This window comes from Streptomyces sp. 150FB (genome assembly GCF_000818195.1).
Taxonomy (GTDB): domain Bacteria; phylum Actinomycetota; class Actinomycetes; order Streptomycetales; family Streptomycetaceae; genus Streptomyces.
In genome coordinates, this window is record NZ_JTHL01000001.1 from 4,590,496 (window position 1) to 4,606,766 (window position 16,271).

At 67.6% G+C, this 16,271-nt stretch carries 16 protein-coding genes; 7 read left to right on the forward strand and 9 right to left on the reverse strand.

Annotated features, from left to right (window positions below):
- The first annotated feature begins 19 nt into the window (after nucleotides 1–19).
- The 6 genes from murJ to trxA all read left to right on the forward strand — a co-directional run bounded on the left by murJ (nucleotide 20) and on the right by trxA (nucleotide 7,196).
- Entirely contained in the window at nucleotides 20–2,161 is a 2,142-nt protein-coding gene (gene murJ, locus QR77_RS19610) for a murein biosynthesis integral membrane protein MurJ (RefSeq protein WP_040023275.1), read from the forward strand.
- A 118-nt stretch (nucleotides 2,162–2,279) separates the two neighbouring features.
- On the forward strand, nucleotides 2,280–4,007 hold the full coding sequence (locus tag QR77_RS19615; RefSeq protein WP_040023276.1) for a protein kinase family protein: 1,728 nt from the start codon (nucleotides 2,280–2,282) through the stop codon (nucleotides 4,005–4,007).
- Nucleotides 4,008–4,033: 26 nt separating this feature from the next.
- Complete coding sequence (sigM, locus tag QR77_RS19620) at nucleotides 4,034–4,738, forward strand: RNA polymerase sigma factor SigM (protein ID WP_040023278.1); 705 nt, start codon at nucleotides 4,034–4,036, stop codon at nucleotides 4,736–4,738.
- Nucleotides 4,735–5,706, forward strand: a complete 972-nt coding sequence (locus QR77_RS19625; protein ID WP_040023280.1) for a hypothetical protein — start codon at nucleotides 4,735–4,737, stop codon at nucleotides 5,704–5,706. The genes sigM and QR77_RS19625 overlap by 4 nt, the downstream gene beginning before the upstream one ends.
- Before the next feature lie 125 nt (nucleotides 5,707–5,831).
- On the forward strand, nucleotides 5,832–6,806 hold the full coding sequence (trxB, locus tag QR77_RS19630; RefSeq protein WP_040023283.1) for a thioredoxin-disulfide reductase: 975 nt from the start codon (nucleotides 5,832–5,834) through the stop codon (nucleotides 6,804–6,806).
- Nucleotides 6,807–6,848: 42 nt separating this feature from the next.
- Nucleotides 6,849–7,196 carry a thioredoxin gene (gene trxA, locus QR77_RS19635; RefSeq protein WP_040023284.1) on the forward strand — a complete coding sequence of 116 codons (348 nt, stop codon included), beginning with the start codon at nucleotides 6,849–6,851 and terminating at the stop codon, nucleotides 7,194–7,196.
- A gap of 99 nt (nucleotides 7,197–7,295) precedes the next feature.
- Here trxA and QR77_RS19640 read toward each other — a convergent pair whose 3' ends face one another.
- From QR77_RS19640 to rpmH, 9 genes are all read right to left on the reverse strand, one after another.
- The gene (locus QR77_RS19640; protein ID WP_040023285.1) at nucleotides 7,296–7,913 is read right to left on the reverse strand and encodes a GNAT family N-acetyltransferase; all 618 of its coding nucleotides are present in this window, start codon (nucleotides 7,911–7,913) and stop codon (nucleotides 7,296–7,298) included.
- A 190-nt stretch (nucleotides 7,914–8,103) separates the two neighbouring features.
- On the reverse strand, nucleotides 8,104–9,201 hold the full coding sequence (locus QR77_RS19645; protein ID WP_078876889.1) for a ParB/RepB/Spo0J family partition protein: 1,098 nt from the start codon (nucleotides 9,199–9,201) through the stop codon (nucleotides 8,104–8,106).
- Nucleotides 9,198–10,274, reverse strand: coding sequence for an AAA family ATPase (locus QR77_RS19650; protein WP_078876891.1), 1,077 nt, complete (start codon nucleotides 10,272–10,274; stop codon nucleotides 9,198–9,200). Before QR77_RS19650 ends, QR77_RS19645 begins: the two co-directional genes overlap by 4 nt.
- 265 nt (nucleotides 10,275–10,539) lie before the next feature.
- Nucleotides 10,540–11,256 carry a 16S rRNA (guanine(527)-N(7))-methyltransferase RsmG gene (rsmG, locus tag QR77_RS19655; RefSeq protein WP_040023288.1) on the reverse strand — a complete coding sequence of 239 codons (717 nt, stop codon included), beginning with the start codon at nucleotides 11,254–11,256 and terminating at the stop codon, nucleotides 10,540–10,542.
- Nucleotides 11,257–11,359: 103 nt separating this feature from the next.
- Nucleotides 11,360–11,872, reverse strand: a complete 513-nt coding sequence (locus QR77_RS19660) for a R3H domain-containing nucleic acid-binding protein (RefSeq protein ID WP_040023290.1) — start codon at nucleotides 11,870–11,872, stop codon at nucleotides 11,360–11,362.
- A gap of 15 nt (nucleotides 11,873–11,887) precedes the next feature.
- On the reverse strand, nucleotides 11,888–13,183 hold the full coding sequence (gene yidC / locus QR77_RS19665; RefSeq protein ID WP_040023291.1) for a membrane protein insertase YidC: 1,296 nt from the start codon (nucleotides 13,181–13,183) through the stop codon (nucleotides 11,888–11,890).
- 3 nt (nucleotides 13,184–13,186) lie between these two features.
- On the reverse strand, nucleotides 13,187–13,546 hold the full coding sequence (gene yidD, locus QR77_RS43785; protein WP_078876893.1) for a membrane protein insertion efficiency factor YidD: 360 nt from the start codon (nucleotides 13,544–13,546) through the stop codon (nucleotides 13,187–13,189).
- A complete protein-coding gene (gene rnpA / locus QR77_RS43790) occupies nucleotides 13,543–13,914 on the reverse strand; it encodes a ribonuclease P protein component (protein WP_078876895.1) in 372 nt (123 codons plus the stop codon). Before rnpA ends, yidD begins: the two co-directional genes overlap by 4 nt.
- An 18-nt stretch (nucleotides 13,915–13,932) precedes the next feature.
- On the reverse strand, nucleotides 13,933–14,070 hold the full coding sequence (gene rpmH, locus QR77_RS43795) for a 50S ribosomal protein L34 (RefSeq protein ID WP_030354375.1): 138 nt from the start codon (nucleotides 14,068–14,070) through the stop codon (nucleotides 13,933–13,935).
- A 362-nt stretch (nucleotides 14,071–14,432) separates the two neighbouring features.
- Here rpmH and dnaA point away from each other — a divergent pair, with 362 nt between their 5' ends.
- Nucleotides 14,433–16,196, forward strand: coding sequence for a chromosomal replication initiator protein DnaA (gene dnaA / locus QR77_RS19670; protein WP_078876897.1), 1,764 nt, complete (start codon nucleotides 14,433–14,435; stop codon nucleotides 16,194–16,196).
- The last annotated feature ends 75 nt before the right edge of the window (nucleotides 16,197–16,271 follow it).

Sequence of the window (16,271 nt, forward strand, 5' to 3'; positions counted from 1 at the left end):
ACGATGAGGTGGGGTAACCATGAACGCGCCGTACGACGGTGACCGCGGACAAGGCGCGGGCGGCGATCCGGCAGGTCAGGTTCCCCCGCCGGGGCACTCGGGCCAGGATCCCTATGTCCAGGACGCCTACACCCAGGATCCCTACTGGGCGCAGGACCTCGCCGCGCAGGACCCGGTGAGCGAGGCGCTGTACGACGGCGCCGCGCACCCGCCGCCGCCCCCCGGCCCGTACCAGGACTCCTCGCAGCTCTACCAGCAGCCCCCGGTGCAGCAGCACGCCCCTGACCCGCGGGTCTGGGCACAGACCCCGGCGCCCGAACCCGAGGGTTTCTCCCGCCGCCTGCCGTACGGGGACGACCCGAGGACCACCCAGTTCACCGGGGTCGACGAGCTGGTCTCCCAGGCCGGTGACGACGCCACCCAGCCCGACGCGTTCGCGCACCTCTACCGCGACCAGCAGGGCCTCGGCCCCGTACCCGCACCGCCCGACCCGGAACCGGTCACCGCACCGCCCCCCGCCAAGAAGGCGGGCGGCAAGGCATCAGGACTGCTCAAGTCGAGCGCGCTGATGGCGGCGGGCACCCTGGTCTCCCGGCTGACCGGTTTCGTACGGAGCCTGGTGCTCACCGCCGCGCTGGGCGCCGCCCTCCTCGGTGACTCCTTCAGCGTGGCCTACACCCTGCCCACGATGATCTACATCCTCACCGTCGGCGGCGGCCTCAACTCCGTGTTCGTCCCGCAACTCGTACGGTCGATGAAGGACGACGAGGACGGCGGCCAGGCGTACGCCAACCGCCTGCTGACCCTCGTCATGGTGGCCCTCGGCGTCATCACGGCCATCGTGGTCCTCGCGGCGCCGCTGCTGATCAGCGTGATGTCCCCGACGATCGCCGGCGACCCGGCGGCCAACAACGTCGCCGTCACCTTCGCCCGCTACTGCCTGCCCACGATCTTCTTCATGGGTGTGCATGTGGTCATGGGTCAGATCCTGAACGCACGCGGCAAGTTCGGCGCGATGATGTGGACCCCGGTCCTCAACAACATCGTCATGATCGTCACGTTCGGTCTCTTCATCTATGTGTACGGCACCGCCGCCGACTCCGGCATCGGCGTCAAGACGATCCCGGCGGAGGGCGTACGGCTGCTGGGCGTCGGCACCCTGCTCGGCCTCACCGTCCAGGCGCTCGCGATGATTCCCTACCTCCGCGAGGCCGGGTTCCGCTTCCGCCCCCGGTTCGACTGGAAGGGCCACGGCCTCGGCAAGACGATCAAGCTGGCCAAGTGGACCGTCCTGTTCGTTCTCGCCAACCAGGCCGGTGTCGTGGTCGTCACCCGCCTCGCCACCGCGGCGGGCAAGGCCTCCGGCAAGGACGGCGCCGGCATCCTCGGCTACAGCAACGCCCAGCTCATCTGGGGCATGCCGCAGGCCATAATCACCGTCTCGGTCATGGCGGCCCTGCTGCCCCGGCTCTCCCGCGCCGCCCACGACGGCGACCCCGGCGCCGTACGCGACGACATCTCCCAGGGCCTGCGCAACTCGGCGGTCGCGATCGTCCCGATCGCCTTCGCCTTCCTCGCCCTCGGTGTCCCGATGTCCACCCTGCTGTTCTCGTCGAGCGGCCTGGAATCGGCACAGTCCATGGGCTTCATCCTGATGGCGTTCGGCCTCGGGCTCATCCCGTACTCCGTGCAGTACGTCGTCCTGCGCGGCTTCTACGCGTACGAGGACACCCGGACCCCCTTCTACAACACGGTCATCGTCGCCGCCGTCAACGCGGCGGCCTCCGGCGTCAGTTACCTCGTCCTGCCGTCCGGCTGGGCCGTAGTCGGCATGGCCGCCTCGTACGGTCTCGCCTACGCCGTCGGCGTCGGAGTCGCCTGGCGCAGGCTCAAGAACCGCCTCGGCGGCGACCTGGACGGCGGCCGCGTGATGCGCACCTACGCACGCCTGTGCCTGGCGTCCATCCCCGCGGCCCTCGCCGGCGGCGCCGTCGGCTACTTCGTACTCCACAGCGCGGGCAACGGCGCTGTCGGCGCTCTCGTGGCCCTGATCGGCGGCGGCATCGTCCTCCTCGGCGTCTTCTATCTCGCGGCCAAGAAGATGCGGATCGAGGAAATCAACGCCATGGTCGGCATGGTGCGCGGTCGTCTCGGACGCTAGAAGCGGCGGCCGGGCACAACCATCACCGGCCACCGCGTGTCGTGCATAGTGCCGGACTGTGGGCACAATTGGCTTGGCTGTTGGATAGTGCTCAACGGATGGGGAGGCAGGAGCGACGGTGGCGGAACGTAGCACGGCTGCCGTCGACGTGGCCGACAACAGCGGCGATGAGCCGCTGTCCGCCAAGGCGGACAAGGCCACGACCGACGGTGTGGCGAAGGTCAAGGACGCCGAGAACGCCAAGGATACTGACGAAGAGTCCGCATCGGAGTCGGCCGGCGAGCGGCAGAGCACCGAGCCGACCGTCACGGCCCCCGAGCTGCACAGCGGCCACAAGCTGGCCAGACGCTACCGCCTGGAGGAGTGCGTCACCCGACTGGACGGCTTCAGTAGCTGGCGTGCGGTCGACGAGAAACTGCGCCGCGCCGTCGGTGTCCACCTGCTTCCGGCCAACCATCCACGAGCCCGCTCCGTACTGGCGGCCGCCAGATCCGCCGCGCTCCTCGGCGACCCGCGCTTCGTACAGGTCCTCGACGCCGTCGAGGAGGACGACCTCGTCTACGTCGTCCACGAATGGCTGCCCGACTCCGTCGAACTCACCGCACTGCTCGCCGCCGGTCCGATGGACGCCCACGACGCCTACCAGTTCGTCAGCCAGATCGCCGGAGCCATGGCAGCGGCCCACCGTGAAGGCCTGGCCCATCTCAGGCTGACACCAGGAGCGGTGCTGCGGACATCCAGCGGCCAGTACCGCATCCGCGGCCTCGCCGTGAACGCGGCGCTGCGAGGTATCAGCGCCGAACGGCCCCAGCGCACCGACACGGAGGCGATCGGCGCCCTGCTGTACGCCACGCTGACCCAGCGCTGGCCGTACGAGACCGACGCCTACGGGCTCTCCGGCCTTCCCAAGGGCGTCGGCCTGATCGCTCCCGACCAGGTCCGCGCCGGCATCCACCGCGGCCTCTCCGAACTCGCCATGCGCGCCCTGGTCAACGACGGCGCCACGGCGTCCCGTCAGGAACCGCCCTGCACCACCCCGGACGAACTGGCCAAGGCGATCGCGGAGATGCCGCGCATCAAGCCTCCGGAGCCCACGTTCACCGCCCCGCCCGAATACCAGCGAACCACCTACCAGCAGGGCACCTACGGACGCTCGCACCCCGGCACAGCGGTGCCCGTCACGCCCCAGCCGGTACCCCCCGCGCCGCTCCAGAGCCGTACGGGCAAGACCCTCAAGTGGCTCGTCGCTGCGCTCCTCATCGCGGCGCTCGGGCTCGGTAGCTGGCAAGTCGCCGACCGCCTCCTCGAGCAGAACGAGAAGCAGAGCGACGACCCCGCGAACACCCAGACGACCACGGGGAACGGCAACGACAAGGCCCTCCAGGCCGGCAAACCGCTCAGCATCGTCTCCGCCTACGACTTCGACCCCGCGCCCGAAGGCAACGGCGTCGAGAACCCCGACGAGATAAAAGACAGCTACGACGGCAACCCGGCCACGTACTGGCAGACCATGAGCTACAAGGACACCCCGAACTTCGGAAACCTGAAGTCGGGCGTCGGCATCGTGCTGGACCTCGGCAAAACGCAGCAGGTCGGCACCGTGAACGTCAGCTTCCTGGACGGACAGACCTCGGTCGAACTGAGGGCCGCGTCGGCGGACACCACACAGCGCCCCTCCACGCTGGGAAGTTTCACGAAGGTTGCCGAGGGATCCGGTGAGAAAGTAGCCCTCAAGCCGGGGAAGCCCCTCCGGACACGGTACGTTCTGGTCTGGCTGACCAAGCTTCCGCAGACCAGCGCAGGCAGTTTCCGCGGCAGGGTCTCGGAAATCAGCGTCACCAGCTAACGCGACCCAGGGGAGGGGGCACACCGTTGGACGACGCAGCTCTCAGCGATACGAGCGACCAAGACCTTCTGAGTGCACATGTCGCAGGTGATCCCGACGCCTTCGGCGAGCTCGTACGCCGTCACCGCGACCGCCTCTGGGCCGTCGCCCTGCGCACGCTGGGAGACCGTGAGGAAGCGGCCGACGCCGTCCAGGACGCCCTCGTATCCGCCTTCCGCGCCGCCCACACCTTCCGCGGCCAGTCCGCGGTGACCACCTGGCTGCACCGCATCACCGTCAACGCCTGCCTCGACCGGGTCCGTAAGGCCTCCTCCCGCAAGACCTCCCCCATGGACGACACGGAGCGGTTGGAACAGCTCCTCGAACCCCATGAATCCGCTGAGGAACCCGCCCAGCGCGAGGACCTCCACCGTGAGCTCCTCGCCGCACTGGCCAAGCTCCCCGTCGACCAGCGCGCCGCGCTCGTCCTCGTGGACATGCAGGGATACCCCGTGGCCGAAGCGGCACGTGTCCTCGGCGTCCCCACCGGGACGGTGAAAAGCCGCTGTGCACGGGGGAGAGCCAGACTCCTGCCGATGGTCAGCCATCTGCGGGGAGACCCGGAGGATAACGGCGGTCCGCGCAGGGGAAGGAACCGGACGCCGGAGGCATCCGTCCCACCGGCATCAGGGCAGAGGAACGCAGGACCGAATGATCCTGCCGCAGCGAAGGGCGGAGGTGGGCGCACATGACATCGACGACGGGCACGGCTCAGCACCCGGACGTCTCGGAAATCGCCGACCTCATGGAAGGCCTGCTCCCACCCTCACGCACCGCGGAGGTCCGGCAGCACCTCGACGGCTGCCCGCTCTGCGCGGATGTCCACGCCTCCCTGGAAGAGATCAAGGGACTGCTCGGCACCCTGCCAGGACCGACCCGGATGCCGGACGATGTCGCAGGACGCATCGACGCCGCACTGGCCGCCGAAGCACTGCTCGACGCGACCGCCCCGGACGAGACCATCGATGTTTCACGTGAAACATCGACCGCCGCCGAGGCGCCCGAACCGGCGAGCCCCGCGGAGACGGACACCACCCCGGCGGACCCGCCCAGGACCGACCGTCCCGGAGGCCGCTCCAGGGGAGCCACCGGCCCCGGCCGGAGCGGTCCCGTACGCCCCGCCCGACCCGTACGCCGCCGACGCAGGGCGGTCCTCGGCGCCGTCTTCGGCACCGCCTTCGGAGCGGCGGCCATCGGCGTCGGCGTCCTGCTGTCGCAGTCCGTCGGCGGGTCCGACAACAGCGCCGCCAGCGCCCCCGCCGACACCCGGGCCGGCGCCACACAGAACGGCGTCGAGTTCACCGACGTGCACCTCAAGGGAAGCGTCGACTCACTGCTGCACCCCAGCCCGACAGCCACCGGGCCCGACGGCAAGAAGCACGGTGACTCCACCACCGGTCGGCAGAGCACCACGAACTCGCCCATGCTCCAGCAGTTGCCCACCGTGCCCCAGTGCATCCAGCGAGGCACCGGTCGCACCGAACCCGCCATCGCGGTGGAGGAGGGCACCTACCACGGTGATCACGCCTACCTCGTCGTCCTTCCGCACGCCGACGACACCAGCCGGGTACAGGCGTATGTCATCGACGCGACCTGCGTGAAGAACGCCCCCACCACCAAGGGCAAAGTCCTGCTGACCCACGCCTACCCTCGTCACTGACGACACCGCCGCGCCGCAGGGGCACCACGGGAATGTAAGACCCGTAGGATCCGTTGCGTGGGGTGAGAGTCGTTGAACCGGCCCCAGTAGGCAGTAGGCAGTCTGCAGAGACGAGGAAGAAACCCGTGAGCGAAGTCCGTAATGTGATCATCATTGGCTCCGGGCCCGCCGGCTACACGGCCGCGCTGTACACCGCGCGCGCATCGCTGAAGCCGCTGGTCTTCGAGGGCGCTGTCACCGCCGGTGGTGCACTGATGAACACCACCGACGTCGAGAACTTCCCGGGCTTCCGCGACGGCATCATGGGCCCCGACCTGATGGACAACATGCGGGCACAGGCAGAACGCTTTGGCGCCGAGCTCATCCCGGACGATGTCCTCTCCGTCGACCTCACCGGTGACATCAAGACCGTCACGGACACCGCCGGCACGGTCCACCGCGCCAAGGCAGTGATCGTCACCACCGGCTCCCAGCACCGCAAGCTGGGCCTGCCCAACGAGGACACGCTCTCCGGGCGAGGCGTCTCCTGGTGCGCCACCTGTGACGGCTTCTTCTTCAAGGACCAGGACATCGCCGTGGTCGGTGGCGGTGACACCGCGATGGAGGAGGCGACCTTCCTTTCCCGGTTCGCCAAGTCCGTCACGATCATCCACCGCCGGGACACCCTGCGCGCCTCCAAGGCCATGCAGGACCGTGCCTTCGCCGACCCGAAGATCAAGTTCGCCTGGGACAGCGAGGTCGCCGAGATCCATGGCGACCAGAAGCTCTCCGGCCTGACCCTGCGCAACACCAGGACAGGTGAGACATCCCCGCTCGACGTGACCGGCCTCTTCATCGCGGTGGGCCACGACCCGAGGACCGAACTGTTCAAGGGCCAGCTCGACCTGGACGACGAGGGATACCTCATCGTCGACGCCCCGTCGACGCGGACCAACCGACACGGTGTCTTCGCCGCCGGTGACGTCGTCGACCACACCTATCGCCAGGCGATCACCGCCGCCGGCACCGGGTGCTCCGCAGCTCTCGACTCCGAGCGTTTCCTCTCCGCCCTCAGCGACCGCGAAAAGGCCGCCGAGCCGGAGAAGACCGCCAGCGTCTGAGACCTCTACCGATCCCCACCACACAACATTAAGGAGGCCGCCGTGGCCGGCGACCTGAAGCATGTGACCGACGATTCATTCGAAGAGGATGTCCTCAAGAGCGACAAGCCCGTACTGGTGGACTTCTGGGCCGCCTGGTGCGGACCGTGCCGCCAGATCGCGCCGTCCCTGGAGGCCATCGCGGCCGAACACGGCGACAAGATCCAGGTGGTCAAGCTCAACATCGACGAGAACCCGGCCACCGCAGCCAAGTACGGCGTCATGTCCATCCCGACGCTGAACGTCTACCAGAACGGCGAGGTCGCCAAGACCATCGTCGGCGCCAAGCCCAAGGCCGCGCTCGTACGCGACCTGGAGAGCTTCATCGGCGAAGGTGTCACCACCGCCTGACGCTCATCTCGATGTTTCACGTGAAACGGCTCCATCCTCCGCCAGGGGGATGGAGCCGTTTCCACATCACAGCGTCCACATCACAGGGGCCGCATCACATCACAGCGGCCGCAGCGCCGGCTCCTTCTGTACGACGCCCAGCAGCCGGTCCAACGCCAGCTCCACGTCTTCCTTCCACGAGAGCGTCGTCCTCAGATCCAGCCGCATCCGTGGATACGCCGGGTGCGGCCGTACGGTCTTGAAGCCCACCGACAGCAGATGATCCGCGGGCAGCACACACGCCGGTTCCTTCCAGCGGGCGTCACCGAAGGCTTCGATCGCCTTGAACTCCCGCCGCAGCAGATCCTTGGCCACGGCCTGCACCATCACCCGGCCCAACCCCTGGCCCTGATAGCCCGGCATTATCCAAGCGGTCATGAGCTGCGCGGCATCAGGGGAGACCGGGCTCGTCGGGAAGGCCGTGGACCGCGGGACATACGCCGGAGGCGCGTACATCACAAACCCGACGGGCAGATCGTCCACGTACACCACCCGGCCGCAGGAACCCCACTCCAGAAGAACCGCCGAGATCCAGGCTTCCTTCTCCGCCTCGGGCCTGCCCGCCTTCACCGCGGCCTCTCCGTTGACCGGATCAAGCTCCCAGAAAACACACCCCCGGCACCGCCTGGGCAGGTCTTGAAGATTGTCCAGCGTGAGCGGTGCAAGCCGACGCCCCATGAAGGCTGTTCCTCACTTCCCTCGCCCGACGCGACACGGACGGCCGCGCCAGGTGGATCAAGGTACATGTGCCCTACCAGAACGCATCGTATCCACCCAGAGATACGCAGCACACCGAGGGACAGCAAAGGGCGGTCCGTGTTCCGGAAATCCCGGAACACGGACCGCCCTTCACCGCGGTACGAGCCACTCAGCCCTCGTCGGGCACATCCTCATCGCCGTCGTCCGACAGACTCGAATCCATGACGCGGCCCTCACCGGGGGCGAGCGCGGCGAGAATCCGGTCGAGATCATCGATCGAAGCGAACTCGACGACGATCTTCCCCTTCTTCTGCCCCAGGTCCACCTTCACCCGCGTCTCGAAACGGTCCGAGAGACGCGAGGCGAGATCCGTCAGCGCCGGCGACAACCGAGCACCGGCCCTCGGGCCCTTCGCCTTGGGGGAACTCTGCGGACGCGAACCCATCAGAGTCACGATCTCCTCGACGGTCCGCACCGACAGCCCCTCGGCCACGATGCGGTGCGCCAGCAGATCCTGCTCCTCGGAGTCGTCCACCGCGAGCAACGCCCGTGCGTGGCCCGCCGAGAGCACCCCGGCGGCGACCCTCTTCTGCACCCGCGGAGACAGCCGCAGCAACCGCAGTGTGTTGGAGACCTGCGGGCGCGAACGCCCGATCCGGTCCGCCAACTGGTCGTGCGTACAACTGAAGTCCTTGAGCAACTGGTCGTAGGCCGCAGCCTCTTCCAGCGGGTTCAACTGAGCCCGGTGCAGGTTCTCCAACAGCGCCTCAAGAAGCAGCTTGTCGTCGTCCGTGGCCCGCACGATCGACGGAATGCGCTCCAAGCCGGCCTCACGGCAGGCACGCCAGCGCCGCTCACCCATGATCAGCTCATAGCGCTCCGTCCCCACCTGCCTGACCACAACAGGCTGGAGAAGCCCCACTTCCTTGATCGAAGTGACCAGCTCCGCCAGCGCGTCGTCGTCGAACACCTCACGAGGCTGCCGGGGATTCGGCGTGATCGAATCGATCGGCAACTCCGCGAAATGCGCCCCGGCCGCCTCAGGCTCCGGAGCCGCCTCCACCTCGGGCGGGTCCGTCTCCACATCCGGCACCGCCGCGGCCTGAGGCAGCGACGTCACCTTCGCAGCCGCCACCCCCCGCTCCGCGGTCAGTGTCTGAGCCGCCCCTGAAACAGGCCCCCCGGAAGGGGGCGTCTGCTTCTCCTGCGGAGCGGCAGGGATCAGCGCACCGAGCCCACGCCCCAATCCTCTACGTCGCTCGCTCACTGGATCCCCTCCGACATGTTCTGCTGACTGTTCTGACCGCCCACATGGGCATGCGTGCCGTCGTACGACACCCCGACACCCCGCAAAGCGATCTCACGGGCCGCCTCAAGATACGACAGAGACCCGCTGGAACCCGGATCATAGGTGAGCACCGTCTGCCCGTAGCTCGGCGCCTCCGAGATACGCACGGACCGAGGGATGCTCGTCCGCAGCACCTCCTTGCCGAAGTGGCTGCGCACCTCGTCCGCCACCTGCGAAGCGAGCCGGGTTCTGCCGTCGTACATGGTGAGCAGGATCGTCGACACATGCAGCGCCGGATTGAGATGGCCACGGACCAGATCGACGTTGCGCAGCAACTGCCCCAGCCCCTCCAGCGCGTAGTACTCGCACTGAATGGGGATCAGCACCTCCGCGCCGGCGACCATCGCATTGACGGTCAGCAGGCCCAGCGACGGCGGACAGTCGATCAGGATGTAATCCAGTGGCTGCTCGTACGCCTCGATCGCCCGCTGCAGTCTGCTCTCCCGCGCCACCAGCGACACCAACTCGATCTCCGCACCGGCGAGATCGATGGTGGCCGGGGCGCAGAAGAGACCTTCGACATCCGGGACCGGCTGGACCACCTCTGAGAGTGGCTGGCTCTCCACCAGGACGTCATAGATCGAGGGGACTTCGGCATGGTGATCGATCCCGAGCGCCGTGGAGGCGTTGCCCTGTGGATCAAGGTCGATCACCAGCACACGCGCGCCATGCAGCGCGAGCGAAGCGGCAAGATTGACCGTCGTCGTGGTCTTCCCCACGCCGCCCTTCTGATTGGCGACCACCATGACACGCGTCCGCTCCGGGCGCGGCAGACCCTCGCCTGCGCGGCCCAGTGCTTCCACGGCCAGTTGGGCAGCACGGCCAATGGGGGTGTCGTCCATCGGGGGCGGTGTTTCACGTGAAACATCCTCCCCCGCCGACTCGGAGCGGGGACCGGGGACCGGATCGGTCATCGGTCCCGCGATGTTGGCGTCGGACCGCAAGGATTCACTCTCCTCGACTTCAGACTCGCAATGCACAGAGCCTGCCATGCTTTCGGGGTCGTGAACCAGCGAGGCCCGTGGTTCTGTGGAGGAATCCACGTTTGTGGACAACTCCGTACCTCTAACGAGGGGCTTCCGGCCGCGCGGTGTGGCAGCCGCGCGGCCGCGGCCGATAATGCCCTGCAGCAGTGAGCGACGTTTCACGTGAAACACGATGCACGGACAACAGGGTCAGATCGTCACGACACTCCGCAATGCATAGGTATGGCTGCTTGTATGGAGCATCTTTGATAGGCACTACGGACTGTACGGCTCAACGGCGCCGCTTCACACGACCGGCCCTCGCCGCCTTGGCCCGTTTCGTAGCAAACCGGACACCGCCCGGACTCTCCCCGACCTCCACCCGCACCACCGTGGCCAACGGATCAACAATGCCCGCGCCCACATGCAGCACCGAAGTCTTCACCACACCGAGCCTGCTCAGCGCCGCACGAGCCCCCTTGATCTCCTCGTCCGCCGTATCGCCCTTCAGCGCCAGCATCTCCCCGTAGGGACGGAGCAGCGGCACCCCCCAGCCCGCCAGGCGGTCCAGGGGAGCCACCGCGCGAGCCGTCACCACATGCACCGGCTGCATCGTGCCGAGGACCTCCTCGGCCCGCCCACGCACCACCGTCACATGGTCCAGCCCCAGCAGTTCGACCACTTCCTGAAGAAAGTTCGTCCGCCGCAGCAGAGGTTCGAGCAGCGTGATCTTCAGGTCCGGCCGTACGAGCGCCAGCGCGATCCCCGGCAGCCCCGCACCCGAGCCCACATCGCACACCATCACCCCCTGAGGCACCACCTCCGAGAGCACCGCACAGTTCAGCAGGTGCCGCTCCCACAGACGGGGCACCTCACGGGGACCGATCAGGCCGCGCTTCACCCCCGCGTCGGCCAGCAGCTCGGCATAGCGCAGGGCCTCCGGGAAGCGCTCACCAAAAACGGTCCGCGCCTCGTCCGGCGCGGGGGCAAGCTCTGCTGGCTCCGTCACAGGAACCGTCCTTCCTTACCGAACCACCGCCTGGTGGCCGACTATCAGGCTGACAAAGTTCGGCCCCGCCTGTGAACAGACGGGGCCGAACATAATGATCCGGTCAGGCCGGGAGTACCACCACGAAGCGCTGCGGCTCCTCACCCTCGGACTCACTGCGCAGTCCGGCGGCCGCAACCGCGTCGTGGACGACCTTGCGCTCGAAGGGCGTCATCGGGTTCAGCTTCACCGGCTCACCGGTGCTCTTCACCTCGTCGGCCGCCTTGGCGCCCAGCAGCGCGAGCTCCGTACGCTTCTTCGCCCGGAAACCCGCGATGTCCAGCATCAGCCGGCTGCGGTCCCCGGTCTCCCGGTGCACGGCCAGCCGCGTCAGCTCCTGGAGCGCCTCCAGCACCTCGCCGTCGCGCCCCACAAGCTTCTGCAGATCCCGGCCGGGCGCGTCACTGATGATCGAGACCGCAGCCCTGTCGGCCTCGACGTCCATGTCGATATCACCGTCAAGATCAGCGATATCGAGCAGGCCCTCGAGGTAGTCGGCCGCGATCTCCCCTTCCTGCTCAAGGCGGGTAAGGGTGTCGCCTCCCTCGGCGGCCTCGGAGATGGTGCCTTCCGTCACGGATGGACTCCTTTATTACTTCTTGGACGGGTGCTTGGGCCGCTGGCCCTTACGCTGCCCCGACTTGGCTTGCCGTGCGGAACCGGCGGCGGTCTTGCCCGCCGGCGTGGACCGGGCCTCCTGCGGCGCGTCCTTCTTCTCCAGCGAATACTTCTTCGCCGCCTCGGTGTCCCTGTCCCCACCGGCGGACGTGGACACGCTGCTCGCCGCCTTGGTGGCACCCGGCTGAGGAGTCACAGCGGCCTGCCGCTTCGACTTCGTCTGGCGCTTCGGCTGCTGCCGGCGCGCGGCGGCACCCGCCTCGGCCTCGGCAGCGGCGGTCTCGCTCTTGATCACGGTGCCGTCGGGCTGCGCGGCCATACCGGCCTTCGCCAGGGCCCCGATGAACTTACGCTCCACATCATTGCGATCAGTGCCCTTGGCAACGATCGCCTTGACCATGTTCCGCTTGCGCTTGGACCGGATCTCACCGTGCGAGGTGGCCCCGGTCAGCACACGCTGGAGGAACGCGTCCTGAGCCTTGCTTCCAGGAGTCGGGTTCTGGCTGATGACGAACATCTGCTGGCCCATGGTCCACACGTTGGTGGTCAGCCAGTAGACGAGGACACCGACCGGGAAGTTGACACCCATCACCATGAAGATCAGCGGGAAGACGTACATCAGCATCTTCTGCTGCTGCATGTACGGCGTCTTCACCGACAGGTCGACGTTCTTCGTCATCAACTGGCGCTGCGTGTAGAACTGCGACGCCGACATCATGACGATCATGACCGCTGTGACGATCCGCACATCGGTCTGCGTGGCACCCAGGGACGACACCTTGTCGGCGCTGTCCATGAACTTCACGGCCAGCGGAGCACCGAAGATGTGCGCCTGGCGGGCACTGTCCAGCAGCGGCTGGTTGATGACGCCAATGGTCTTGCCGTTCGCGATGGCGGCAAGCACGTGGTACAGCGCGAAGAAGAACGGCGACTGCGCCAGGATGGGAAGACACGAGGAGAGCGGGTTGGTACCCGTCTCCTTGTACAGCTTCATCATCTCTTCGGACTGACGCTGCTTGTCGTTCTTGTAGCGCTCCTGGATCGCCTTCATCTTGGGCTGGAGCACCTGCATGTTCCGGGTCGACTTGATCTGCTTAACAAAAAGCGGGACCAGGCAGATCCGGATCAGCACCACCAAGGACACGATGGACAGGCCCCAGGCCAATCCCGTATCGGGGCCGAAGAGCGCCCCGTACAGCGTGTGGAACTGGATAATGACCCACGAAACAGGCGTGGTGACAAAACTGAAGATGCTGGCAATCGTGTCCACTAATCAGGCTCCTTGAGCTTTGGACGAGGTCTCTGCGGCCGGGCTGGGAGGTTCGGGGGCGGACCCCCCGGAAGGCACGCCAGCGGCGGAGTACCCGCCCTTGCTACCGCGCCACGCGTTGCGCAGCAGTTCATGCCAACGCGGGCGCTTGCGCGGTGGCACGTGATCCACGCCACCCGGCGACCACGGATTGCACCGCAGAATGCGCCAGGCGGTCAGGGCCGTACCCTTCACCGCGCCATGCCGGTCGATGGCGGTGTACCCGTAGTGCGAGCACGACGGGTAGTACCGGCAGACGGGCCCCAGAAAAGGGCTGATCGTCCACTGGTACAGCTTGATCAGAGCCAGCAACGGGTACTTCATCGCGTGCCCCCTCCCAGCAGCCGCTGGAGAGCGGCATCCAGGTCTCGGGCCAGTTGTGCATAATCGGCGTCGCCCGCTCCGGGCAGCGCCCGTACGACAACCAGGCTACCGGGGGGCAGCGTGGACAGTCGTTCGCGTACGAGATGGCGGAGTTTCCGCTTCACCCGGGTACGTACGACCGCCCCGCCCACAGCCTTGCTCACGACGAAACCCGCACGCGTCTGGGAAGTGCTCTCCCCAGGCACGTGCGGGTCCGTTGCACCGCTGCGTAGATGGACGACGAGAAGCGGGCGTCCGGCCCGGCGTCCCCGGCGTACCGCGGTCGCGAAATCCTCGCGCCGCCTCAGCCGATTCTCGGTAGGCAGCACGTCATAACCTGTAGACGATCAGGCGGACAGACGGGCGCGACCCTTGCCACGGCGGGTGGCGAGAATCGCGCGGCCGGCACGGGTCCGCATCCGGAGCCGGAACCCGTGGGTCTTGGCACGACGGCGGTTGTTCGGCTGGAAGGTGCGCTTGCTCACTCGGGGGCTCCAGAAAAAGAAGGGTGTGATGGCGTGAAAATCGCCTGGCTGTCACCGTGCGCCCACGAGAAGCTCGCGTACACGCCCGTGTGCACCGCTTCACAACCACAGTTCGTGATCTTTGCCCATCGGAGGCAGGCGGCAGCAGCCATCGACAACTCGACCTGGTCACGGTACGCGCGGCTACGCCATCCGGTCAAACCAGCGAGATGCCGACCTCCATTGTGCACAGGCTGTGGACAACGACTTGATGCGCGCGGGTCACGCTGACTACCTTGCTTAACTCCGGCTTCTTTTCCGCCGGTCTTCCCACCCCGTCCCGAGAAGCACACATTCGTGGGACCTGCGAGAGAGCGTGCCCTGTGGCTGACGTACCTGCCGATCTTGCCGCAGTGTGGCCACGCGTGCTGGAGCAGCTCCTGAGAGAGGGCCAGCAGGGCGTCGAGCCCAAGGACAAACAGTGGCTCGAACGGTGCCAGCCTCTCGTCCTGGTCGCCGACACCGCTCTGCTCGCCGTCCCGAACGAATGGGGCAAGCGCGTCCTCGAAGGACGGCTCGCCCCCCTCATCGTCGAGACCCTGAGCCACGAGTGCGGCCGGCCCATCCGGATCGCGATCACCGTCGACGACTCGGTGGCCGGCCCCACCCCGCCGGCCCCGCCCATCCCCCAGCAGCACCGCTACCAGGGCCCGCCCCACGACGATCAGCGGCAGAACGACGCGTACGACGACTACGGGCACCGCCCCCCGGACGACGGCATGCCGTCCGTGCGCCCCGCGTACCCGGACTACCAGCAGCAGCGCCCCGACCCCGGCGCCTGGCCCCGCACCGAGGAAGACCTGTCCTGGCAGCAGCAGCGGCTCAGCGGCTACCAGGACCGCGACCCCTACACCGGCCCCCGCACGCAGCAGCCGCAGCACGACTACCGGCAGCCCCAGGGACCCGAGCGCCCGCAGTACGAACAGCACGAGCGCCACGACCTCCAGGACCCGCAGTCCCCCCGCCACAACGGCGGCCACAACGGCGGCCGGCACCGGGGAGCGCCGGGACCGCTCGGCGCCCAGCCCGCCCCGGCCCCCGGACCCGGCGAGCCGCACGCGAGGCTCAATCCCAAATACCTCTTCGACACCTTTGTCATCGGGGCGTCGAACCGCTTCGCCCACGCCGCGGCCGTCGCGGTCGCCGAGGCGCCTGCCAAGGCGTACAACCCGCTCTTCATCTACGGCGAGTCCGGGCTCGGCAAGACCCACCTGCTGCACGCCATCGGGCACTACGCGCGGAGCCTCTACCCCGGCACCCGGGTGCGGTACGTCAGCTCCGAGGAATTCACCAACGAGTTCATCAACTCGATCCGCGACGGCAAGGGCGACACCTTCCGCAAGCGCTACCGCGATGTCGACATCCTCCTCGTCGACGACATCCAGTTCCTGGCGAGCAAGGAGTCGACACAGGAGGAGTTCTTCCACACCTTCAACACGCTCCACAACGCCAACAAGCAGATCGTGCTCTCCTCGGACCGGCCGCCCAAGCAGCTCATCACCCTGGAGGACCGGCTGCGCAACCGCTTCGAGTGGGGCCTGACCACCGACGTACAACCGCCGGAGCTGGAGACGCGCATCGCGATTCTGCGGAAGAAGGCGGTGCAGGAGCAGCTCAACGCGCCGCCCGAGGTGCTGGAGTTCATCGCCTCCCGTATCTCACGCAACATCCGTGAGCTGGAGGGTGCGCTGATCCGGGTCACGGCGTTCGCCTCGCTGAATCGGCAGCCGGTCGACCTGGGTCTTACGGAGATCGTGCTGAAGGACCTGATCCCGGGCGGCGAGGACGCGGCGCCGGAGATCACGGCCGCCGCGATCATGGCGGCGACCGCCGACTACTTCGGCCTGACCGTGGACGACCTCTGCGGCTCCTCGCGCAGCCGGGTGCTGGTGACCGCGCGGCAGATCGCGATGTACCTGTGCCGCGAGCTGACCGACCTCTCCCTGCCCAAGATCGGGGCGCAGTTCGGCGGGCGCGACCATACGACGGTGATGCACGCGGACCGGAAGATCCGGGCGCTGATGGCGGAGCGGCGGTCGATCTACAACCAGGTGACCGAGCTGACGAATCGGATCAAGAACGGCTGAGGGCTGAGGGCTGAGGGTCGGCGGTCGGCGGGGGACCGTCGGCGGCCTGGCGGCTGACAGGGGCGAGCACGAGGG

Bases quoted from the DNA above. Each gene is read 5' to 3' on its own strand.
- murJ (WP_040023275.1), top strand. From the start codon at position 20: ATGAACGCGCCGTACGACGGTGACCGCGGACAAGGCGCGGGCGGCGAT.
- QR77_RS19625 (WP_040023280.1), top strand. From the start codon at position 4,735: ATGACATCGACGACGGGCACGGCTCAGCACCCGGACGTCTCGGAAATC.
- QR77_RS19640 (WP_040023285.1), bottom strand. From the start codon at position 7,913: ATGGGGCGTCGGCTTGCACCGCTCACGCTGGACAATCTTCAAGACCTG.
- QR77_RS19650 (WP_078876891.1), bottom strand. From the start codon at position 10,274: ATGGCAGGCTCTGTGCATTGCGAGTCTGAAGTCGAGGAGAGTGAATCC.
- yidD (WP_078876893.1), bottom strand. From the start codon at position 13,546: ATGAAGTACCCGTTGCTGGCTCTGATCAAGCTGTACCAGTGGACGATC.